Origin of the sequence: Pseudomonas lutea (assembly GCF_000759445.1) — a bacterium.
In the GTDB taxonomy this organism is placed as follows: Bacteria; Pseudomonadota; Gammaproteobacteria; order Pseudomonadales; family Pseudomonadaceae; genus Aquipseudomonas; species Aquipseudomonas lutea.
On sequence record NZ_JRMB01000002.1, the window covers coordinates 460,554 to 479,943 of the forward strand.

General features: G+C 58.6%; 14 protein-coding genes, 2 tRNA genes and 1 pseudogene. 9 read left to right on the forward strand and 8 right to left on the reverse strand.

Translation table 11 applies throughout. The features are described from left to right. Positions 1-10 precede the first annotated feature (10 nt). The 4 genes from LT42_RS14230 to LT42_RS14245 all read right to left on the reverse strand — a co-directional run bounded on the left by LT42_RS14230 (position 11) and on the right by LT42_RS14245 (position 4,152). Positions 11-757: a YebC/PmpR family DNA-binding transcriptional regulator gene (locus LT42_RS14230; RefSeq protein ID WP_037014095.1), complete on the reverse strand. Its 747-nt coding sequence runs from the start codon at positions 755-757 to the stop codon at positions 11-13. 130 nt (positions 758-887) lie between these two features. Next, the gene (gene aspS / locus LT42_RS14235) at positions 888-2,663 is read right to left on the reverse strand and encodes an aspartate--tRNA ligase (RefSeq protein WP_037014097.1); all 1,776 of its coding nucleotides are present in this window, start codon (positions 2,661-2,663) and stop codon (positions 888-890) included. Positions 2,664-2,926: 263 nt separating this feature from the next. After that, positions 2,927-3,274, reverse strand: a complete 348-nt coding sequence (locus LT42_RS14240; RefSeq protein ID WP_037014099.1) for a ribbon-helix-helix domain-containing protein — start codon at positions 3,272-3,274, stop codon at positions 2,927-2,929. 404 nt (positions 3,275-3,678) lie between these two features. Further along, complete coding sequence (locus LT42_RS14245; protein ID WP_037014103.1) at positions 3,679-4,152, reverse strand: Dps family protein; 474 nt, start codon at positions 4,150-4,152, stop codon at positions 3,679-3,681. Positions 4,153-4,600: 448 nt separating this feature from the next. Between LT42_RS14245 and LT42_RS26550 the strand changes: the two are divergent. Both LT42_RS26550 and LT42_RS26555 read left to right on the forward strand, forming a co-directional pair. After that, a pseudogene (locus LT42_RS26550) lies at positions 4,601-4,924 on the forward strand (cold shock domain-containing protein membrane protein); the annotation flags it as partial. Positions 4,925-4,984: 60 nt separating this feature from the next. Continuing rightward, positions 4,985-5,206 carry a cold shock domain-containing protein gene (locus LT42_RS26555; RefSeq protein WP_004667445.1) on the forward strand — a complete coding sequence of 74 codons (222 nt, stop codon included), beginning with the start codon at positions 4,985-4,987 and terminating at the stop codon, positions 5,204-5,206. 60 nt (positions 5,207-5,266) lie between these two features. On the opposite strand, the gene LT42_RS14255 is transcribed toward LT42_RS26555, so the two are convergent. After that, positions 5,267-5,473, reverse strand: coding sequence for a SlyX family protein (locus LT42_RS14255; protein ID WP_037014110.1), 207 nt, complete (start codon positions 5,471-5,473; stop codon positions 5,267-5,269). A 2-nt stretch (positions 5,474-5,475) separates the two neighbouring features. Then, complete coding sequence (locus tag LT42_RS14260; protein ID WP_037014113.1) at positions 5,476-5,901, reverse strand: HIT domain-containing protein; 426 nt, start codon at positions 5,899-5,901, stop codon at positions 5,476-5,478. Positions 5,902-6,883: 982 nt separating this feature from the next. Between LT42_RS14260 and LT42_RS14265 the strand changes: the two genes are divergently transcribed. From LT42_RS14265 to LT42_RS14275, 3 genes are all read left to right on the forward strand, one after another. Continuing rightward, on the forward strand, positions 6,884-8,227 hold the full coding sequence (locus LT42_RS14265; RefSeq protein WP_037014116.1) for an OprD family porin: 1,344 nt from the start codon (positions 6,884-6,886) through the stop codon (positions 8,225-8,227). A 173-nt stretch (positions 8,228-8,400) separates the two neighbouring features. Further along, positions 8,401-10,116 carry a proline--tRNA ligase gene (locus tag LT42_RS14270; RefSeq protein ID WP_037014118.1) on the forward strand — a complete coding sequence of 572 codons (1,716 nt, stop codon included), beginning with the start codon at positions 8,401-8,403 and terminating at the stop codon, positions 10,114-10,116. A gap of 83 nt (positions 10,117-10,199) precedes the next feature. Continuing rightward, a complete protein-coding gene (locus LT42_RS14275; protein ID WP_037014122.1) occupies positions 10,200-11,156 on the forward strand; it encodes a hypothetical protein in 957 nt (318 codons plus the stop codon). A 2-nt stretch (positions 11,157-11,158) separates the two neighbouring features. On the opposite strand, the gene dinB is transcribed toward LT42_RS14275, so the two are convergent. Continuing rightward, positions 11,159-12,217 carry a DNA polymerase IV gene (dinB, locus tag LT42_RS14280; protein ID WP_037014125.1) on the reverse strand — a complete coding sequence of 353 codons (1,059 nt, stop codon included), beginning with the start codon at positions 12,215-12,217 and terminating at the stop codon, positions 11,159-11,161. A 246-nt stretch (positions 12,218-12,463) separates the two neighbouring features. On the opposite strand from dinB, the gene LT42_RS14285 reads away from it, so the two are divergent. From LT42_RS14285 to LT42_RS14300, 4 genes are all read left to right on the forward strand, one after another. Further along, positions 12,464-12,540: transfer RNA gene (locus LT42_RS14285), tRNA-Met, on the forward strand. Positions 12,541-12,795: 255 nt separating this feature from the next. After that, a tRNA-Met gene (locus LT42_RS14290) sits at positions 12,796-12,872 on the forward strand. A 330-nt stretch (positions 12,873-13,202) separates the two neighbouring features. Further along, positions 13,203-15,845 (forward strand): bifunctional lysylphosphatidylglycerol flippase/synthetase MprF, encoded by a 2,643-nt coding sequence (gene mprF, locus LT42_RS14295; protein ID WP_037014127.1) that lies wholly within the window; start codon positions 13,203-13,205, stop codon positions 15,843-15,845. Next, positions 15,845-17,137 (forward strand): virulence factor family protein, encoded by a 1,293-nt coding sequence (locus LT42_RS14300; RefSeq protein ID WP_037014130.1) that lies wholly within the window; start codon positions 15,845-15,847, stop codon positions 17,135-17,137. The genes mprF and LT42_RS14300 overlap by 1 nt, the downstream gene beginning before the upstream one ends. Positions 17,138-17,443: 306 nt before the next feature. Here LT42_RS14300 and LT42_RS14305 read toward each other — a convergent pair whose 3' ends face one another. Then, a complete protein-coding gene (locus tag LT42_RS14305; RefSeq protein ID WP_037014133.1) occupies positions 17,444-19,342 on the reverse strand; it encodes a potassium transporter Kup in 1,899 nt (632 codons plus the stop codon). Positions 19,343-19,390 lie beyond the last annotated feature (48 nt).

A 19,390-nucleotide genomic window follows, 5' to 3' on the forward strand; every position in this document is an offset into this window, starting at 1 on the left:
CGCCTGAAGATCAGCTGAGCTGCTCCAGCACCTCGTCCGGGATTTCAGCGTTGGAATAGACGTTCTGTACGTCGTCGAGGTCTTCAAGCATATCGATCAGCTTGAGGACCTTCTCCGCCATGTCTAGATCAAGCACCGCACTGGTGGTGGGCTGCATGACGATCTCGGCGTCGGCGGGCGTGAACCCGGCGGCTTCCAGCGCGTTGCGTACAGCGTAGAAACTGGAGAACGAGGTAAACACATCGATGGAGCCGTCTTCATGACTTACCACGTCATCGGCGTCCGCTTCCATCGCCGCTTCGATGAGTGCGTCTTCGTTCACACCCGGCGCGAAGGAAATCTGCCCCTTGCGCTCGAACAGATACGAAACCGAACCGTCAGTGCCCAGGTTGCCGCCGCACTTGCTGAACGCATGACGCACGGCAGCCGCGGTCCGGTTGCGGTTATCGGTCATGGTTTCGACCATGACTGCTACGCCACCCGGGCCGTAGCCCTCGTAACCCAGCTCGACCATGTCATCGGCGTCGGCAGCGCCGGCCCCGCGCGCAATGGCGCGGTCGATGATGTCCCGGCTCATGTTCGCGCCAAGGGCCTTGTCCTGCGCCAGACGCAAGCGCGGATTCGACGCCGGATCACCGCCGCCCTGACGAGCAGCGACCGTCAACTCGCGAATCCATTTAGTGAATATCTTGCCTTTCTTGGCGTCCTGACGCTCTTTGCGGTGCTTGATGTTCGCCCACTTGGAATGACCAGCCATAACACGCTCCAAACCTTGAAACACGCACGCCCGCGCAGATCACTCACACGCAGACGCTTCACTCGAATCCTGCCCGATATGGGCGAGCACCGGAGGACCGAATGGTCGGTCCGCCGGACTCTTGTCTTAATTACTCGGCTTTCGGTGTCTCGCGCAGACGGATGTGCAACTCACGCAGCGCCTTGGCATCAACCACACCCGGCGCCTGGGTCATTACGTCCGCAGCACTCTGGGTTTTCGGGAACGCAATGACTTCCCGGATGGACTGAGCCCCGGTCATCAACATGACCAGACGATCCAGACCGAACGCCAAACCGCCATGTGGCGGCGCGCCATACTTCAGAGCGTCGAGCAGGAAGCCGAACTTCTCCTGCTGCTCGTCTTCGGAAATACCCAGCAGACGGAACACGGCCTGTTGCATTTCCTTGCGGTGAATACGGATCGAACCACCGCCCAGTTCCGTGCCGTTCAGGACCATGTCGTACGCACGGGACAGTGCGGTGCCCGGGTTGGCTTCGAGCTCTTCAGGCGAGCACTTCGGCGCGGTGAACGGGTGATGCAGCGCCGAGAAGCTGCCGTCGTCATTCTCTTCGAACATCGGGAAGTCAACGACCCACATCGGTGCCCACTCACACGTAAGCAGATTGAGGTCGTGGCCCAGCTTGATGCGCAATGCACCCAGCGCTTCGCTGACGATTTTGAATTTGTCGGCGCCGAAGAACACGATGTCGCCATCAACCGCACCCACGCGATCAAGGATCACGTTGAGGTTGGCTTCAGGGATGTTCTTGACGATCGGGGACTGCAGGCCCTCGACGCCCTTGGCGCGCTCGTTGACCTTGATGTAGGCCAGGCCTTTGGCGCCGTAGATGCCAACGAACTTGGTGTACTCGTCGATCTTGCTGCGCGGCATGCTTGCGCCGCCGGGAACACGCAGGGCCGTGACGCGGCACTTCGGATCATTGGCAGGACCGCTGAACACTTTGAAGTCGACTGCCTGAAGCTGATCGGCAACGTCAACAAGCTCCAGCGGGTTACGCAGGTCCGGCTTGTCGGAGCCGTAACGGCGCATGGCCTCTTCGAAGGTCATGTGCGGGAAATCATCGAACTCCAGATCCAGCACTTCCTTGAAGAGCTTGCGGATCATGTCCTCGGTAATGCCCATGATGTCGGCTTCATTGAGGAAGCTGGTTTCGATGTCGATCTGAGTGAATTCAGGCTGACGGTCGGCACGCAGGTCTTCGTCGCGGAAGCACTTGGCGATCTGGTAGTAACGGTCGAAACCGGCAACCATCAGCAGTTGTTTGAACAGCTGCGGCGATTGCGGCAGGGCAAAGAAGCTGCCCGCATGCGTACGGCTTGGCACCAGGTAGTCGCGAGCGCCTTCGGGCGTGGCGCGAGTCAGGATTGGCGTTTCGACGTCAAGGAAGCCATTGCCGTCGAGGAAGCCGCGGATGCTGGAAGTGATGCGCGAGCGCAGACGAAGCTTTTCAGCCATTTCCGGGCGACGCAGGTCGATGAAGCGATAACGCAGGCGGGTCTCTTCACCGACGTCCGAATACTCGTTGAGTGGGAACGGCGGGGTTTCCGACTCGTTGAGCACTTCAAGCTCATAGCCCAGCACTTCGATTGCGCCCGACGCCATGTTCGGGTTGACGGCGCCGGCAGGACGCGCACGTACCTTACCGGTCAGCTTGACGACGTATTCGCTGCGAACACGGTCGGCGATGGCGAAGGTGTCAGCACGATCAGGATCGAAAACCACCTGGGCCAGGCCCTCACGATCGCGGATGTCGAGGAAAATCACCCCGCCATGGTCGCGACGGCGATGGACCCATCCGCAAAGGGTAATTTCCTGACCTTCCAGGCTCTCGTTCAGTTGGCCGCAATAATGGCTGCGCATCATGATCGTGTGTTCACTTCTCGTAATTCGGAATTCGATGGAGCTTTCGCCCGTCGCCGGTGCGAGGGTGCGCAAGCTTTGGCATGCAGTCCGACCCGGCGGCCGGTTCCTGCCTTCCACAGTAAGGCGGGGGATTATATAGGGATAATCATCACTGTGCAGCCGCGCAGCCCGATACCGGCAAAGAAGATGCAGGCGCCCAGGGGCGACTTCGCAGTGGCTGCCAGAGAATGCGGGCCCGACGCAGCAGGCCCGCGGAAATCAGGTCAGGTCGGGGACGGCGTTAACCTCAGCCCCTCGGCACTCAGTATGTGAGCCACGCACACCACACGGATCAAGCCGCTGAAGTTCTTCACGCCGCCGTAACGCAGGTGAACCTCGCGGTCGACATAGGACAGCACCGCGTTTATGGAGCAGTCGTTGAATCGTGCCATTTCGGAAAGGATATTCCAGTACACCTCTTCAAGGCGCAGACAGGTGGCCAACCCATTAAGCCTCACCGACCTGGCATGCGGTTGGGCGAGGCTCATGTTGAAGTTGTCGATAAAAGGGTCTCCCCTGGCGTTTACACATCGAGGCAGCTCCCACCTCTCCTGATCAGTATTCCGATTCATGCGGACCCCCTATTTTGCGATCACGGATATAGGCGTCGGCACCTCTTCGCAATCATATGAAAGAAGTGCCTATCAAGCCGTATTCCGCGAGGCGCAACCAGCAGAAGGAGCACTCTCAACCCGTAGGAGATTGCCACGGTGAAAGGGGGATTTCCGAAAGCTGAAAAAGCTCAGAACATTTATCTGTCCCGAGGTATTAGATATATATTTTTCTGAGTTCTTTTGCCCCATTTGCCCAGCGAGCAACCGCGGGCCCACGCGTGAAGCAAGGTCACTGAGCAGCGCGTAAGGTCAGGGGGAGCCCAGGATTAATGGACGTCGAAGCGCCAGGGGAAATGCGGAAGGGGGGAGGGAGAAATTAGACACGCAGGGCGAGCATCGTTTTCGATGCTCGCCCTGGCCCATTACTGTGTTTCGAGCATCGAACGCAGCATCCAGGCCGTTTTCTCGTGCACCTGCATGCGCTGGGTCAGCAAATCCGCAGTCGGCTCGTCGCTGACTTTGTCCAGCAGCGGGAAGATCCCCCGCGCGGTCCGGGTGACGGCTTCCTGACCCTGAACAAGCGATCGAATCATGTCTTCCGCAGCCGGTACGCCTTCTTCTTCTTTGATAGAAGACAAACGCGCATACGTTGAGTAAGTGCCCGGTGCCGGGAAGCCCAGTGCGCGGATACGCTCGGCAATCTGATCGACCGCCAGCGCCAACTCGTTGTACTGCTCCTCGAACATCAGGTGAAGCGTACGAAAGGCCGGACCAGTAACGTTCCAGTGAAAGTTATGGGTTTTCAGATACAACACGTAGGTGTCTGCCAGCAGGCGGGAAAGACCGTCCACGATGGACTTGCGATCTTCTTCGCTGATGCCGATATCGATTGCCATGTTCAGACCTCTTCTATGATGGTGTGTTTTAACGACTGCCGACCACTCTATCAAGACCATCGGCCCGACGCAGCCATCTGTCGGGATTAGTTCGGCCGTAGCAACCCACGACCAAATGCCTCTCCTTTATTAGCGACTTTAAATTGCCGTGAAAGTGCTTTCGCGACGGCGCTGTGGTAGCGCCGGCGACTGCTCTGGGACGAGCATGACAACCTATCCAGGAAAAACTGACACCACCGGCCCGCAAGCCACCGCTGAGAACGCTAACCGCTTGATTTGAGTAGCTCTCGCCTTTGCTGTTAAATACAGCCGTGTTGCCACCAAAGTGCCGTCAGGCGGTGGCGCATAGGCAGGACCGACAATCGTGCATCACGCCTCACTTTTTCCCGAAGCGTACCGAACGTCACCCGCTATTTCCTTGCGATCCATCTTAATGTGAGTCATCAAAATGTTGAAAATAGTCCACCTGCTAACAGGCGCAGCTGCCCTGCTGCTGTCTTTCATACCCAGTCTGCGCAGTGAAGCGCTGTCTTCGTACCTGTCCCAACCGGATGCGCTGTACCTGGCGCTCTTCGGCCTCATCAATCTGGTCCTGGCCCCGGTGATTCCATACTGGAACAAAGGCCCACGTCATCAATTACAAAATCTTGTCAGCGGTTTGCTCGTTATTGCCGTAGTGCTTCAAATCCTCACGCTGCTCGTGCCACTTGAAACCATCGCCGGCCAACCGGCCGTTCTCGTGAGCCTGCTGGCGGTGGTCATTGCGGTGGCGCTGCACCTGGCGGTCAGCTTTTACCGCTCCTCCCCTACCCCGATCGCTCAGTCTCAGGATCTGGGAAATCGGGATACCGGTACGGTGAAGTGGTTCAACACCTCGAAAGGATTCGGCTTCATCTCCCGTGACTCGGGTGATGATATTTTCGTTCACTTTCGTGCCATTCGGGGTGAAGGTCATCGCGTTCTGGTCGAAGGCCAACGGGTCGAGTTTTCGGTCATGAACCGCGACAAGGGACTGCAAGCGGAAGACGTCATCGCCGCACTGCCGCGCCGCTGACATCTCCAAAAAAAAACCGCGCTTCAAAGCGCGGTTTTTTTATGGCTGCAATTCCTGCCTTTAATAATGGGGAGGAGGCGAATCTTCGGCAAAGCCATCGCCCTGCCCTCCCATTTCCTCCTGGCGCTTGATCAGAGCAGTGATCTGCAATTCCAGGCGGTCAATACTGCGCTGCTGGGCCACCAACACGTCGTTGAGGGCCTGGATGGTGTCGTCCTGAAACGCCAGACGGCTCTCCAGTTCCATCACTCGGGAGTCGAGCTCCATGGTTAGTCCTCTTTGAAAATGAACGTTTCGGTCAAGACCGGCTTAAGCTGCGAGACGATCCGCCCGACCTCATCCGTTGAATAAGGTCGGGCCGGATGCCTGCCCCAGACAGGGGCCGGCCAGGCTGCATCGCCGACGCGTCTGACGATGACGTGCATGTGCAGCTGGCTGACCACATTGCCCAGTGCAGCGACATTCATCTTGTCCGCAGCGAAGGTACGGCTCAGCACGGCAGACAGGTAGGTCGTTTCCGTCCATAACTGCGCCTGCTCTGCCTCCTCCAGTTGAAAGACTTCACTGATGTCAGAACGCTTTGGGACGAGGATGAACCACGGGTAATTCGAGTCATTGGACAGCAGCAATGTGCACAGCGGAAAGTCACCTATAGGCAGGGTGTCTTGCCGCAGGCGCGAATCTAGAACGAACACGTGAATACTCCTGATCGCTGGATGGATTTGCCGGCTCGGCTGGCTGACCAGAACCTGACATGGACTGAGGGGCAGGATACCCGTGAAGCGCAGACGAATCACTGGGCGGGGGGTTAGCAGCATTCTGCAGATTCAGTGTTGATCCATGAGCAGCGCCACCACTCGCACCAAGCCTGCGCGAAAAACTCTCCAACGCACTCGAATGATGCGCCTGCCTACACGGATGCCCAAGAGAGGAGTATGCATTCGATTTCATCGCAGGCCTTGCCGGCCGGGCTTCTCAGCAAAACGCCGGTGCCAGTTCCCGCTGACCGCAACATCACCGCCAGGACATTTAACCGTCAGCGGTGCTAAAGCCATGCAGCGCGGCTTTGCAATGCACCAAAAAGACTCAGCTACCCGCCATTAGTGGGGCGCTTATCCGCGATTTACCCACTTACACGCAGTAACAGGTAACGCCAGTGACATCTGCACACGCTAGCCTCGTAAAAATCCTGACAACTACGCAGGCCATCTAAAAATATTTTATTCAACAGATACAAATGGTTACGTTGTTAACCGCATGTAAATAGGGCGCCTTCGACATTTTTTTCATGTTCGTTGAAATTTTGTGCACGGTTGTTGCTTTGTCACACACAGCCTTAACGCCAGCATGCTGTAACGGGATGCGGGGGCGACACGGATGCAGCGACGTTTCAAGGGGGAAGCCATCAGGGATGGGTCGAGGTATTTGAGAGCGATTCTCGCCTTGCCACCCTTCCTCTAGTTGCACGATCCACGGACTAAGGAAGCTGTTCAATCGCGACACGAACAGCACTGGCTGCGACAGCCCGTAAAAAAACCGAAAGGAAAGGCTCGTAAGTATCGCCAATAATGTCAGCGTGCTATAGATTTCGCCGACACCAAAAAGAAAGAAGCCGGCCAGATAAAAAAACAGGTGGACGGCAGTACTCTTCTTAAAAACCAAAGGAGCAAAGTCACGATGAGAGTGATGAAGTGGAGCGCAATCGCACTGGCCGTTACTGCAGCCAGCACCCAATTGGCATCGGCTGCGGCATTCGTAAGCGATCAGTCCGAAGCAACTGGTTTTGTAGAGGGGAGCAAGCTGGACGTTAAGGCTCGTAACTACTATTTCAACCGTCACATCCTGCACGACGAGGGCCGCAAGGACCAACGCGACTGGACTCAAGGTTTCTGGGGTAACTTCACCTCCGGTTATACCCAAGGCCTGATCGGCGTGGGTGTTGACGCGTTCGGCTACGCCGGTTTCAAACTCAGCGGCGACGACAAGCATTCGGGTTCCGGCAACTTGACGCTGGATACCACACCAAATTCCGACGGTTTCCGCGACAACCACGACAGCTTTGGCAAGGCCGGTGGCGCCGTCAAGTTCCGGGTTTCGAAAACCGAATTGAAAATCGGTGACATGCAACCTCAGAACCCAGTGTTCGCAGTGGGTGGCTCGCGCCTGTTGCCGCAAACTGCAAGCGGTCTGAGCCTTCAAAGCAGCGAGATCAAAGGCCTCGACGTTGAAGCTGGCCACTTCTATTCGGGCACCAGCCAAAACGATACAAGCCATGATGGCTCAATCTTCGCCCAATACGCCAACGTGCAAGCCAGATCTGCGGACTTTGGCGGCGGTAAGTATTCGATCACGGATAATCTGGGCGTAGGCTTCTACTATGCCAAGCTCGAAGACGTGTGGAACCAGTACTACGGCAACATCAACTACGCACTCCCGTTGACCGACGATCAGGCACTGGCTTTCGACTTCAACATTTACAACACTAAAGACACTGGCAGCGCAAAGGCCGGCTCAATCAGCAACACCGCTTGGTCGGGCTCCGCCGCTTACTCCTTCCTGGCGGCGCATACATTGACCCTGGCGTTCCAGAAAGTTAATGGCAACACGCCGTTCGACTACATCGGGATCGGCGACAACAACAAGGGCGGCGACTCGATCTTCCTTGCGAACTCGATTCAATACTCCGACTTTAACGCCCCTGGGGAAAGATCGTGGCAAGGTCGCTATGACCTGAACATGGCGCCCTACGGCGTGGCTGGCCTGAGCTTCATGGCTCGTTACGTCAGCGGTACTAATATCGATGGCACCAAAGGCAATAATGCTATTTACGCCGGCCTGTATGGCGAAGACGGCAGCCACCACGAAACCAACGTCGAGGCCAAGTACGTTGTTCAAGCTGGCCCGGCCAAAGACCTGTCGTTCCGTATTCGTCAAGCATGGCACCGCGCCAATGCCGACGAAGGCGAAGGCGATATCAACGAGTTCCGTCTGATCGTCGACTACCCGATTTCGGTCCTGTAATCGCATTGTCTGACACTCGTTAATGAAAAGCCCGGCCCCCGCGCCGGGCTTTTTAATGGGCGTCTGTATGACATTCCCTCCATCCGCGGCGCCCGCCCGGCCTGTACTCAGCGGTACCACCACCGTACAATCCCGAATCATTTCCCAGTCACAGCAACCGACAACGGCCGACCATGCGTACCAGTCAATATTTGCTCGCCACACAGAAAGAAACGCCATCCGACGCGGTCGTGATCAGCCATCAGCTGATGCTGCGTGCCGGCATGATTCGCAAACTGGCTTCGGGTCTTTACACCTGGCTCCCCATGGGCCTGCGAGTACTGCGCAAGGTCGAGGTGGTGGTGCGTGAAGAAATGAACGCAGCGGGCGCGCTTGAGGTGTTGATGCCCGGCATTCAGCCAGCGGAGCTCTGGCAGGAATCGGGCCGTTGGGAACAGTACGGTCCGGAGCTGTTGCGACTGAAAGACCGTCACGATCGAGATTTTTGCGCGGGCCCGACCCACGAAGAGGTCATCACCGATCTGGCCCGCAATGAACTCAATAGCTATAAACAGCTGCCGATCAACATGTATCAGATCCAGACCAAGTTCCGCGACGAAATCCGTCCGCGTTTTGGCCTGATGCGTGGCCGTGAATTCATCATGAAGGACGCCTACTCCTTTCATGCGACACAGGATTCCCTTCAGGAAACCTACGATCGCATGCACCAGGCGTACTGCAACGTGTTCACCCGTCTGGGCCTGAATTTCCGCCCTGTGGTTGCGGACAACGGATCCATCGGTGGCGCGGGCTCCCATGAATTCCACGTCCTCGCCGAGTCGGGTGAAGATGACATCGTGTTCAGCGACACCTCCGACTACGCCGCCAACATTGAAAAAGCACAAGCCATTCCACGTGAAGCGAGCCGCCCTGCCGCCGCCGAGCAGATGCGCCTGGTAGATACCCCCGACGCGAAGACCATCGCGGCGCTGGTCGAGCAGTTCAACCTGCCAATCGAAAAGACCGTGAAGACCCTCGTGGTTCATGCCGCTGAAGAAGGGAAGCTGATCGCCCTGATCATCCGAGGCGATCACGAACTCAACGAGATCAAGGCCTCTAATCTTGAGCAAGTGGCCAGCCCGCTGGTCATGGCTTCCGAAGCTGAACTGCGTGATGCCATTGGCGCCGGCGCAGGTTCGCTCGGGCCGTTGAATCTGCCGCTGCCGTGCATCATTGACCGCTCTGTCGAGCTGATGAGCGACTTTGCCATTGGCGCGAACATAGATGACAAGCACTACTTCGGCGTCAACTGGGAGCGCGACCTGCCGGTTCCGACCGTGGCTGACCTGCGCAACGTTGTCGCCGGCGACCCAAGCCCCGACGGCCAAGGCACAGTGATCATCAAACGCGGCATTGAAGTCGGGCATATTTTCCAGCTCGGCACCAAGTACAGCGACGCGATGAAGTGCCAGGTACTCGGCGAAAACGGCAAGCCGGTTACCTTGACCATGGGCTGCTACGGCATTGGAGTTTCACGCGTAGTGGCTGCGGCCATCGAGCAGAACAACGACGCCAACGGCATCATCTGGAGCGACGCTCTGGCTCCTTTCCAGATCGCCCTCGTGCCACTGCGCTATGAGACCGAAGCAGTCAAAGAGGCCACAGACAAGCTGTACGCCGAACTGACCGCTGCGGGCTTCGAAGTGCTGCTGGACGACCGCGACAAGAAGACCAGTCCGGGCATCAAATTTGCCGACATGGAACTGATCGGCATTCCGCACCGCATCGTAGTCAGCGACCGCGGGCTTGCCGAGGGCAACCTCGAGTACAAGAGCCGCACCGAAGCCGAAGCTCAGGCGTTGCCTGTTGCCGATGTGCTGTCTTTCATCAAGGATCGGATCAAGCGCTGACCGGAACGCGCGCCTGCGACCCCCGCAGGCGCACCTTCATTCGCCACGCTTCTGCTATGCGCCTATCTGCACCCAGAGATCTCATGTTCAAGCGAAATCCATCACGTCTCGCAGGCGCTGTCTTGTGCACCAGCCTGTTTCTCGGCGGCTGCGCCAATCATCTGTCTCAACGAAGCGAGCATGAAGAACGTGTCGAGCGCAAATTGCTCCAGCACAGTTTTCAGGTCGACATCGGTGAACCCAAAACGCTTGAGTTACCCCAGCGACGGATACGCATCCACGAGCTGAAAACTTTCGACATCACCGAATTTGAAGTGACGCGGCATTACGACCGATACACGCCCTATCAGCCCTGGCGGGAGGTCTACGAAATTCCGCTCGGAGCAGTGGCGATCGTGGCCGGGGTGGGCGCAAACGTGGTTAACGTGCTGACGTTTGGCAGCCTCCCGGACAGCGTGACCAAAGACTGGCTCAGCTACGGTGTAGCCGGCATCAACCCCTTCATGAATGCACCGTCTCACGGTCGTGCCCAGCAAAACCTGGCGGGCATCGATGAAGTGCAGCGCGACCACCGCGTCGAGCATTCGAGCCTGCCGTGGAGCGATGCGCCGGTCGACGTCACCGCAGGCAAGCAAACGCATGAAATGACTACGGACCGCAATGGCGTGCTGCGGGTCAATCTGCTGGACAGCCCCTTCGCCGAACAGGATCTCAGCCATGTGACGCAGCTGGCGATCCGCGTGCAGGATGACCAGAGCAACGTCCAGGCAAACGCCACCTTGCCGCTCAGCCGAACACTGCGCGGGAAGCTGCTTGAGGCCCACGATTTGATCTACGACGATCTGGAAGACGATGAGGTCAGCCAGTGGGTCCATCGCGTCAAGCGTCTGTCGGAGCTGGGACTTGAAGAGCAAGCCAGTGAGCTGGAGCAGTCGCTGATTGAAATGACGCGTAACGATCCGCAGTTGCAGCACCAGTTTCTCAGATCGTTGGCCAAAGACGCCGGTCGACTGGTCGCGGTGCCACCCAGCGCCGAATAGCCTCAGCTAAACAGTTCCAGTTGCTCGTGAGCCGCGCGAAGGTCGTGCAGGCGCACGCCGATTCCCAACAGTCGGACCGGCTTGCCACCGCGGGCGAACGCCTGGGTCAGCAGATGTTCGTAGCTGCCAAGGTCTCGCCCTGCTCCGGCCTGCTCCAGCGTGGTTTGGGTAAAGTCGTGGAATTTGACCTTCACGAAGGGCTTACCCGGGCGGTAGAGGCTGTCGATGCGCGCGATGCGTTCGTTGAGGGTGGCCAGCAGCGTCGGCAACATCGCCAGGCAACTGGCGAGGTCCGGCAGGTCAGTGTCGTAGGTGTTTTCCACACTGACAGACTGGCGTCGGTTGTCATTTTGGACCGGCCGATCATCGATCCCATGGGCCAGGTTCCACAGCCGCTCGCCAAAAGAGCCGAACTCCCTCACCAACGACAACTTGCTCCAATCACGCAAATCCGTACAGGTGACAATCCCGAGGCGACCCAGCTTGTCGGCTGTCACCTTGCCCACCCCGTGCAGCTTGGAAACAGGCAGCTGGGAGACGAAGTCTTCAACCTGGTCGGGGGTGATGACAAACAATCCATTGGGCTTCTTCCAGTCACTGGCGATCTTGGCCAAAAACTTGTTTGGAGCAACGCCAGCGGAAACGGTGATGTGCAGCTGATTGGAGACCCGCCGTCGAATGTCCTGCGCGATGCGTGTGGCACTGCCCGCGAAGTGCTCGCACTCCGTGACGTCCAGATACGCCTCGTCCAGCGACAGCGGTTCGATCAAATCGGTGTAATCCCGGAAGATCGTTTGAATTTCCCTGGACGCTTCTTTATAGGCATCCATCCTCGGCTTGACGATGGTCAGGTCCGGGCACAGCGTGAGCGCGTGCCGAGAAGACATCGCGGAACGGATGCCGTAGGCCCGGGCTTCGTAGTTGCAGGTGGCGATAACGCCTCGACGATCGGCGGACCCTCCCACAGCCAGCGGCTTGCCTGCCAGACGCGGGTCATCGCGCATTTCAATGGCGGCATAGAAGCAGTCACAGTCGATATGGATGATTTTGCGCTGCGGCATCACACACGGTCGTAGGAAAACGGTCGTGCAGTATCTCATCCGCAGGACGGGTCTTACACTGCCAAAGCTTATCTCCCTACCAAAGGTGCCTCCCAGTCGTCTGATGAAGGGTGGTCAACGACTTACACGGCGGAGCCCGACGCTGCCACGAGCTAACGCCTCCTGCTAACCGTTTGAAGAAAAAGCCTTTTTTTCTGCCTATTGCTTGACAGCTCGTCGATCCTCTGTAGAATGCCGCCACACAGACGCGGGATGGAGCAGTCTGGTAGCTCGTCGGGCTCATAACCCGAAGGTCGTCGGTTCAAATCCGGCTCCCGCAACCAAACATCAAAAAAGGCTACTCGAAAGAGTGGCCTTTTTTGTGGGCGTCATTTGGCCAGTTCATCTCACCCGGCCTTGTTGGCCTTGGCAAACCAGATGAGCGTAACCGAGCCGCCGACCGTCACGCGCGATTCTCTATAAAAGCCTTGTGCGACCGATGCTTAGACGTCATGGACCCGTCGACGTGGTTATTTTGTCGATATGTGGTGTTAAAGGTTGACACATCTTCGTTCGGCTGTAGAATGCCGCCACACAGACGCGGGATGGAGCAGTCTGGTAGCTCGTCGGGCTCATAACCCGAAGGTCGTCGGTTCAAATCCGGCTCCCGCAACCAACATCTAAAAAGGCTACTCGAAAGAGTGGCCTTTTTTTTGCCTCGCTGAAAGGTGACGAACAGCCGGCAGTAATCCTTGTCACATCCCACAGCCGGGATGCGTTCGGCCAAGAGGTCTTGTTACTGTATGTTGCCGGGAGCAATAGTTTTGATCTCCCCTGCCGATACGCTGGCCAGCGACTGAACCTAGACTGAACGGTCACCGATGCGTGTCCGTGGTATTCGCCCGTTAGACGTTGAAGCGCTAACATCCTGAATTATTTTTCGCGTAGGGATTGGTAACTTGGCTGTATACCTCCATCCTGTCGCGCACGATCCAAGGAGTGATTGATGCGCGCCAACCCGTCCGACACAAATGAAGCTGTGACGGAGAATCCTCCGGCTCACTCTAAACGGCTGCGTCCACGTGAATGGGTCAGCAAGCATCGCCAGCCCATCGGGTTAGGCGTCACCATTATCCTGTTCGCCATTGCCTTGATTGCCTGTCGGCACATGTTGATGGAGCTGGATATCTACGCCCTGCAGGACTCTCTGCTCAGCGTGCCCCTGCCCTCTTTGGCTGGCGCAGTGGTCGCCACCGCCATCGGCTTTGTGATTTTGCTGGGCTATGAGTGGTCCGCCAGTCGCTACGCCAATGTCCAGTTGCCCGCCAAATCGTTGGTTATGGGCGGGTTCTGCGCGTTTGCCATCGGTAACGCCGTCGGCCTGTCGATGCTTTCCGGCGGTTCGGTGCGTTATCGCCTTTATTCGCGTCTGGGGCTCGGTGCGGGCGAAGTCGCCCACATGACGCTGTTCGCCAGCCTTTCACTGGGCTGTGCGCTGCCGCCTCTGGCTGCATTGGCAACGTTGAGCGATTTGCCTGCCGCGTCGCTGGCATTGCACCTGTCGGTTCCAGTCCTGGCGATCAGTGCAGTGGCGATATTGGCTATCAGTGCGATTCTGGGATACGCGGTCTACCGGCGACGTTTGCCGGAGCAAACCATCCCGCATAACTTGCTGGTCCGTGCCGGACGTCGAACCTTGCGCCTGCCAGGCGTACGCCTGACGCTGATGCAGCTGGTCATCACCGCACTCGACGTCGCAGCTGCGGCCGCTGTGCTCTATCTTTTACTGCCCTCCGCACCTCCGTTTGGCGCATTTCTGCTGGTTTATCTCCTGGCGCTGGCGGCCGGAGTGCTCAGCCATGTGCCCGGTGGCGTCGGCGTCTTTGAAGCCATCCTGCTCGCAGCATTCGCCGATGAGCTGGGCGCTGCGCCATTGGCCGCCGCGCTGTTGCTGTACAGGCTGATCTACGTGGTATTGCCACTGCTGATCGCCTGCCTGGTATTGCTCTATAGCGAAGCGAAGAGACTGCTGTTCGCACAGCAGGCCATGCGCGTCGCCTCGGGGCTGGGCGCGCCGATTCTGGCGCTGCTGGTGTTTCTCTCTGGTGTGGTGCTGCTGTTTTCAGGGTCGACGCCCGAGATCGACACCCGCCTCGAGAGCCTGGGCTTCCTGATTCCGCACCGGCTGATCGACGCATCCCACTTCGGTGCAAGTCTGATTGGCGTCCTTTGCCTGTTGCTCGCGCAGGGCTTGCGCCGCCGGCTTTCCGCAGCGTGGATGCTGACCACCATCCTGCTATTCGTCGGGTCCATCCTGTCGATCCTCAAAGGTTTCGATTGGGAGGAAGCAAGCCTGCTGCTGATGACCGCGTTCCTGCTGGCAATCTTCCGCCGCTCGTTCTACCGGCCGAGTCGCTTGCTGGAATTGCCATTCTCGCCGCTGTATCTGGTGGCCAGCGTGTGCGTACTGGGTGCGTCGGTCTGGTTGCTGCTTTTCGCTTACCAGGACGTGCCGTACAGCCACCAGTTGTGGTGGCAGTTCACGCTGGACGCCGATGCGCCGCGCGGTCTGCGCTCGGCACTGGGCAGTGCGGTGTTGCTGTTGATTGTTTCGCTGACGTGGCTGCTGCGCACGGCGCGTCCGGTGATCAATCTGCCGGATGAGGCGCAACTGGCCAAAGCCGCCGAGATCATCAAGGCCTCCAGCCAGCCCGATGGCGGCCTGGTTCTGACCGGTGACAAAGCCGTGCTCATGCACCCGGACGGCAATGCCTTTCTGATGTACGCCCACCGTGGCCGCAGCCTTGTCGCGCTGTATGACCCAATCGGCCCAACCCAACAACGCGCCGAACTGATCTGGCAATTCCGCGATTTGTGCGACGTTCACCACGCCCGTCCGGTGTTTTATCAGGTGCGTGCAGAGAACTTGCCGTTCTATATGGACATTGGATTGACCGCGATCAAGCTGGGCGAAGAAGCCCGGGTGGACTTGCTCAAGTTCGACATCGAAGCCAAGGGCAAGGAGATGAAAGACCTGCGTTACACCTGGAACAGAGGTGGCCGCGATGGTCTGTCGCTGGAAATCTACGAAGTGGGTCAGGCGCCCATGGAGGAGCTCAAGGTCATCTCCGACGCCTGGCTCACCGGCAAGAATGTCCGTGAGAAAGGTTTCTCGCTGGGCCGATTCAGCCTTGAATACCTGAAGCATTTCCGCATCGCCATTGTCCATTTCCAAGGCAAACCAGTGGCGTTTTCCAACCTGCTGGAGACCTCGCGCAATGACCTGGCGAGCCTGGACCTCATGCGTTCGCACCCGGAAGCCCCCAAGCTGACCATGGAATTCATGATGGTCGGGCTCATCCTTCATTACAAAAAAGAAGGCTACGCCCGTTTCAGCCTGGGCATGGTGCCGTTGTCCGGGCTGCAACCTCGCCGTGGCGCACCGCTGACCCAGCGTCTGGGCTCTATGGTCTTCAGTCGTGGCGAACAGCTTTACAACTTCCAGGGGCTGCGTCGCTTCAAAGACAAATTCCAGCCTGACTGGGAACCCCGATATATGGCCGTGCCGGCAGGACTTGATCCGCTCGTGGCACTGGCGGATACCGCTGCCCTGATTGCGGGCGGCCTGACTGGATTGGTGAAACGCTGATGATTCGACGCTACTTGCGCTTTTTGCTCGCAGCCCTGTTGATTGTTGTGCTGGGAGCTGTGGCTTACTGGCTGTGGACCCGCCCTGCCGCGCAACCGACTCTGGAACACATCACCCTCGATGATGGCTCGGCGCTGATTCGCGTGGTGCCTTCGACGAAGGTAAAGACGCAGGTGGCGCTTGCGGTGACCGCCGAGGAGTCCATGACCGAGAAGCAGTTGCTCGCGCTGAGCTACGACGCTTCGGCCCGCGTGATACAGGTCACTCTGCCTAAAGATGATTGCCAATTGCAGGCTAAAACCTTCAACGCCGCGCTACAGAAGCTCGACGGCGCGCCTGACCTGGTCGCAGGCATCGGGCCGGGCGCTTCGCTGGCATGGCGCTGGCTGGCGGGCCAGAGCAACGACAATGCCCAAGCCATTTCAGTGGGTTTTGTCCGCGATCAGCCGGGCTGCACCGAACCTGTGCCGAAGGCTGCGGCCCACGGCAAATGGACGGTCGCCTGGAACGACGGCCCGGACGATGAAAGCGCTACGCTGGTACGCGATGCGCCCAACACCGAAACCAGCATCAGCGATTACGACATCAAGTACCCACAAGTGCTGAACAACGAAGTGCGCCGTCGATTGATCGGTGGCGATGACAGCGGTGGGTTAAACATCCCGGTCGTCGAGGTGCCCTCGTCACAACCTTCCGACACCGTGACGCTGTTCCTTTCCGGCGATGGTGGCTGGCGTGACCTCGACAAGGAGGTCGCCGGTGACATGGCGAAGATGGGAGGCTACCCGGTCGTTGGCATCGACACCCTTCGCTACTACTGGGAACACAAATCGCCTGAGCAGACGGCCGCTGATCTGACCGAACTGATGGCGCATTACCGGCAGAAGTGGGGAGCCAAGCATTTTGTGCTGGCGGGTTACTCGTTCGGGGCTGACGTATTGCCTGCGATCTATAACCGCTTGCCCGAGGAAGACAAGGCACGGGTAGATGGCATCATCCTGCTTGCATTCGCCCGCACGGGGAGCTTTGAGATTGCCGTCGAAGGCTGGCTCGGTGCGGCTGGCAAAGAGGCTGCCACAGGCCCCGAAATGGCCAAGCTGCCCGGCGACAAAGTGTTGTGTGTCTACGGGATCGAAGAAAAGGACGAGAGCGGCTGTACCGAAGCCACCGCACCTGGCGAGAAGATGCAGCTGCCGGGCGGCCATCACTTCGATGAGGACTACCCCGCCCTGGCCAAGCGCCTGAGTGCGGTCATCGATAAGTGGAAAGGCAAAGAGCCCGCTGCCGAATAACCAAACGGCCATAAAAAATCCCCGCTCTCTTGCGATTGCGGGGATTTTTTTGTTTAAGCCACTCGGTGAGTTCAGGCCAGGCGCTGCAGCACCGGCTTCAGCCGGGAAAAGGCCCGCTTGCACACCACCAGTCTCGCGGCATGACGCCCTGCGTCTTCCCGGCTAAAGCCGGTCCCGCAAAGCAAGCGCGGTGTTTCAGTGGGACCGGCTTCAGCCGGGAAGAAGCCCGTTTGCACACCAGCAATCTTGCGGCGTAACACCCGACGCCTGCCCGGCTAGAGGCGGTCCCACAAGGGCGAGGCTGCTTTACATCTCTACCTGCGTCCCCAGCTCGATCACTCGGTTAAACGGCAGCTTGAAGAACCGCAGGTTGCCGTTGGCATTCTTCAACATGAACGCAAACAGGCCCTCGCGCCAGCGCGCCATGCCCACCAGTTTCGAGGACACCACGGTTTCGCGGCTGAGGAAATACGTTGTGCGCATTGGGCTGAAGTCCAGCTCCGCCAAATGGCAAAGGCCCAGTGCTGCCGGAACGTCTGGCTCATCAATGAAACCAAAGTGCAGGATCACCCGATAAAACCCTTCGCCAAACGCCTCGACTTCGAATCGTTGGGCCGCTGGCACACGTGGTGTGTCCTCGTAGACGACAGTCAGCAATACCACTTGCTCGTGCAACACCTGGTTATGCAGCAGGTTATGCAACAGCGCATGGGGCACCGCATCCGGACGTGCGGTGAGAAACACCGCCGTACCCTGGACACGATGAGGCGGCTGCACGCGGATACTGCTGATGAAGATCGGAAGCGGCAGGCCGCCTTCGTCGATGCGCTCCACCAGCAGCTGTTTGCCGCGTTTCCAGGTGGTCATCAGAATGAACAGCGCGATGCCTGCCAGAAACGGAAATGCCCCGCCCTGCACGACCTTCGGCACATTGGCCGCGAAGAACATGCCATCGACGAACAGGCAACCCAGCAGGATAGGCACGGCCAGCAACGGCGGCCATTTCCAGGCCAGCAACATGACCGAGGCCACCAGAATCGTCGTACACAGCATCGTGCCGGTCACTGCCACGCCGTAGGCCGAAGCCAGTGCGCCGGAGGACTCAAAGCCCAGCACCAGCAGAATGACCCCGACCATCAGCGCCCAATTCACGGCACCAATGTAGATCTGACCCTGAGCATCACTTGAGGTGTGCTGGATGTACATGCGCGGGATGTAACCCAGCTGGATGGCCTGCAACGTCATCGAGAACGCTCCAGAGATCACCGCCTGCGAGGCAATAATGGTCGCCAGTGTCGACAAGGCGATCAGAGGCAGCAGCGCCCAGCTCGGCGCCAGCAGGTAGAACGGATTACGCACCGCTTCCGGGTCCTGAATGACCAGCGCACCCTGGCCGAAGTAGTTCAGCACCAGCGCAGGCAACACCAGCGCGAACCAGGCGCGCGAGATCGGCTTGCGACCGAAGTGGCCCATGTCCGCATACAACGCCTCGGCGCCGGTCAGCGCGAGGACGACCGCGCCGAGTACCGAAACGCCGATGCCGGGATGGTCGATGAAAAAGCGCACAGCCCACATCGGATTGACGGCGTGCAGCACTTCCGGCTGCTGCAGGATCCCGTGTACCCCGAGCACGCCCAGGGTCACGAACCACAACACCATGATCGGTCCGAACAGCACGCCAATGCGTGCCGTGCCGTGGCGCTGAATCAGAAACAGCGCCACCAGCACAACGAGCGCGATCGGCACCACCCAGTGATCGAGGCCGTCAAATGCCAGCTCCATGCCCTCTACTGCAGAGAGCACGGAAATGGCCGGCGTGATCATGCTGTCGCCATAGAAAAGCGCCGCGCCGAACAGCCCGAACACGATCATGCTCGCCTGCAGCTTCGGATACCTGGCCGACGCACGTCGTGCCAGCGCCGTGAGCGCCATGATGCCGCCCTCCCCGTCGTTGTCGGCGCGCAGCACCAAGGCCATGTACTTGAAGGAGACCACCCAGATCAGCGCCCAGAAGATCAACGAAAGAATGCCCAGCACACTGTCGTGGCCGGCTTGCACGCCGTAACCTCCGACGAAGACTTCTTTAATGGTGTACAACGGGCTGGTACCGATGTCGCCATAGGCCACACCCACCGCGCCCACCAGCAGACTCAACGGCTTGGCCGAAGAATGCCCGGCTTCTGCCTGACTCGTTGCATGAACCATTTACCACTCCTGAACCCTGACTCGAGCACTGCGATCCGGTGCTGTCGG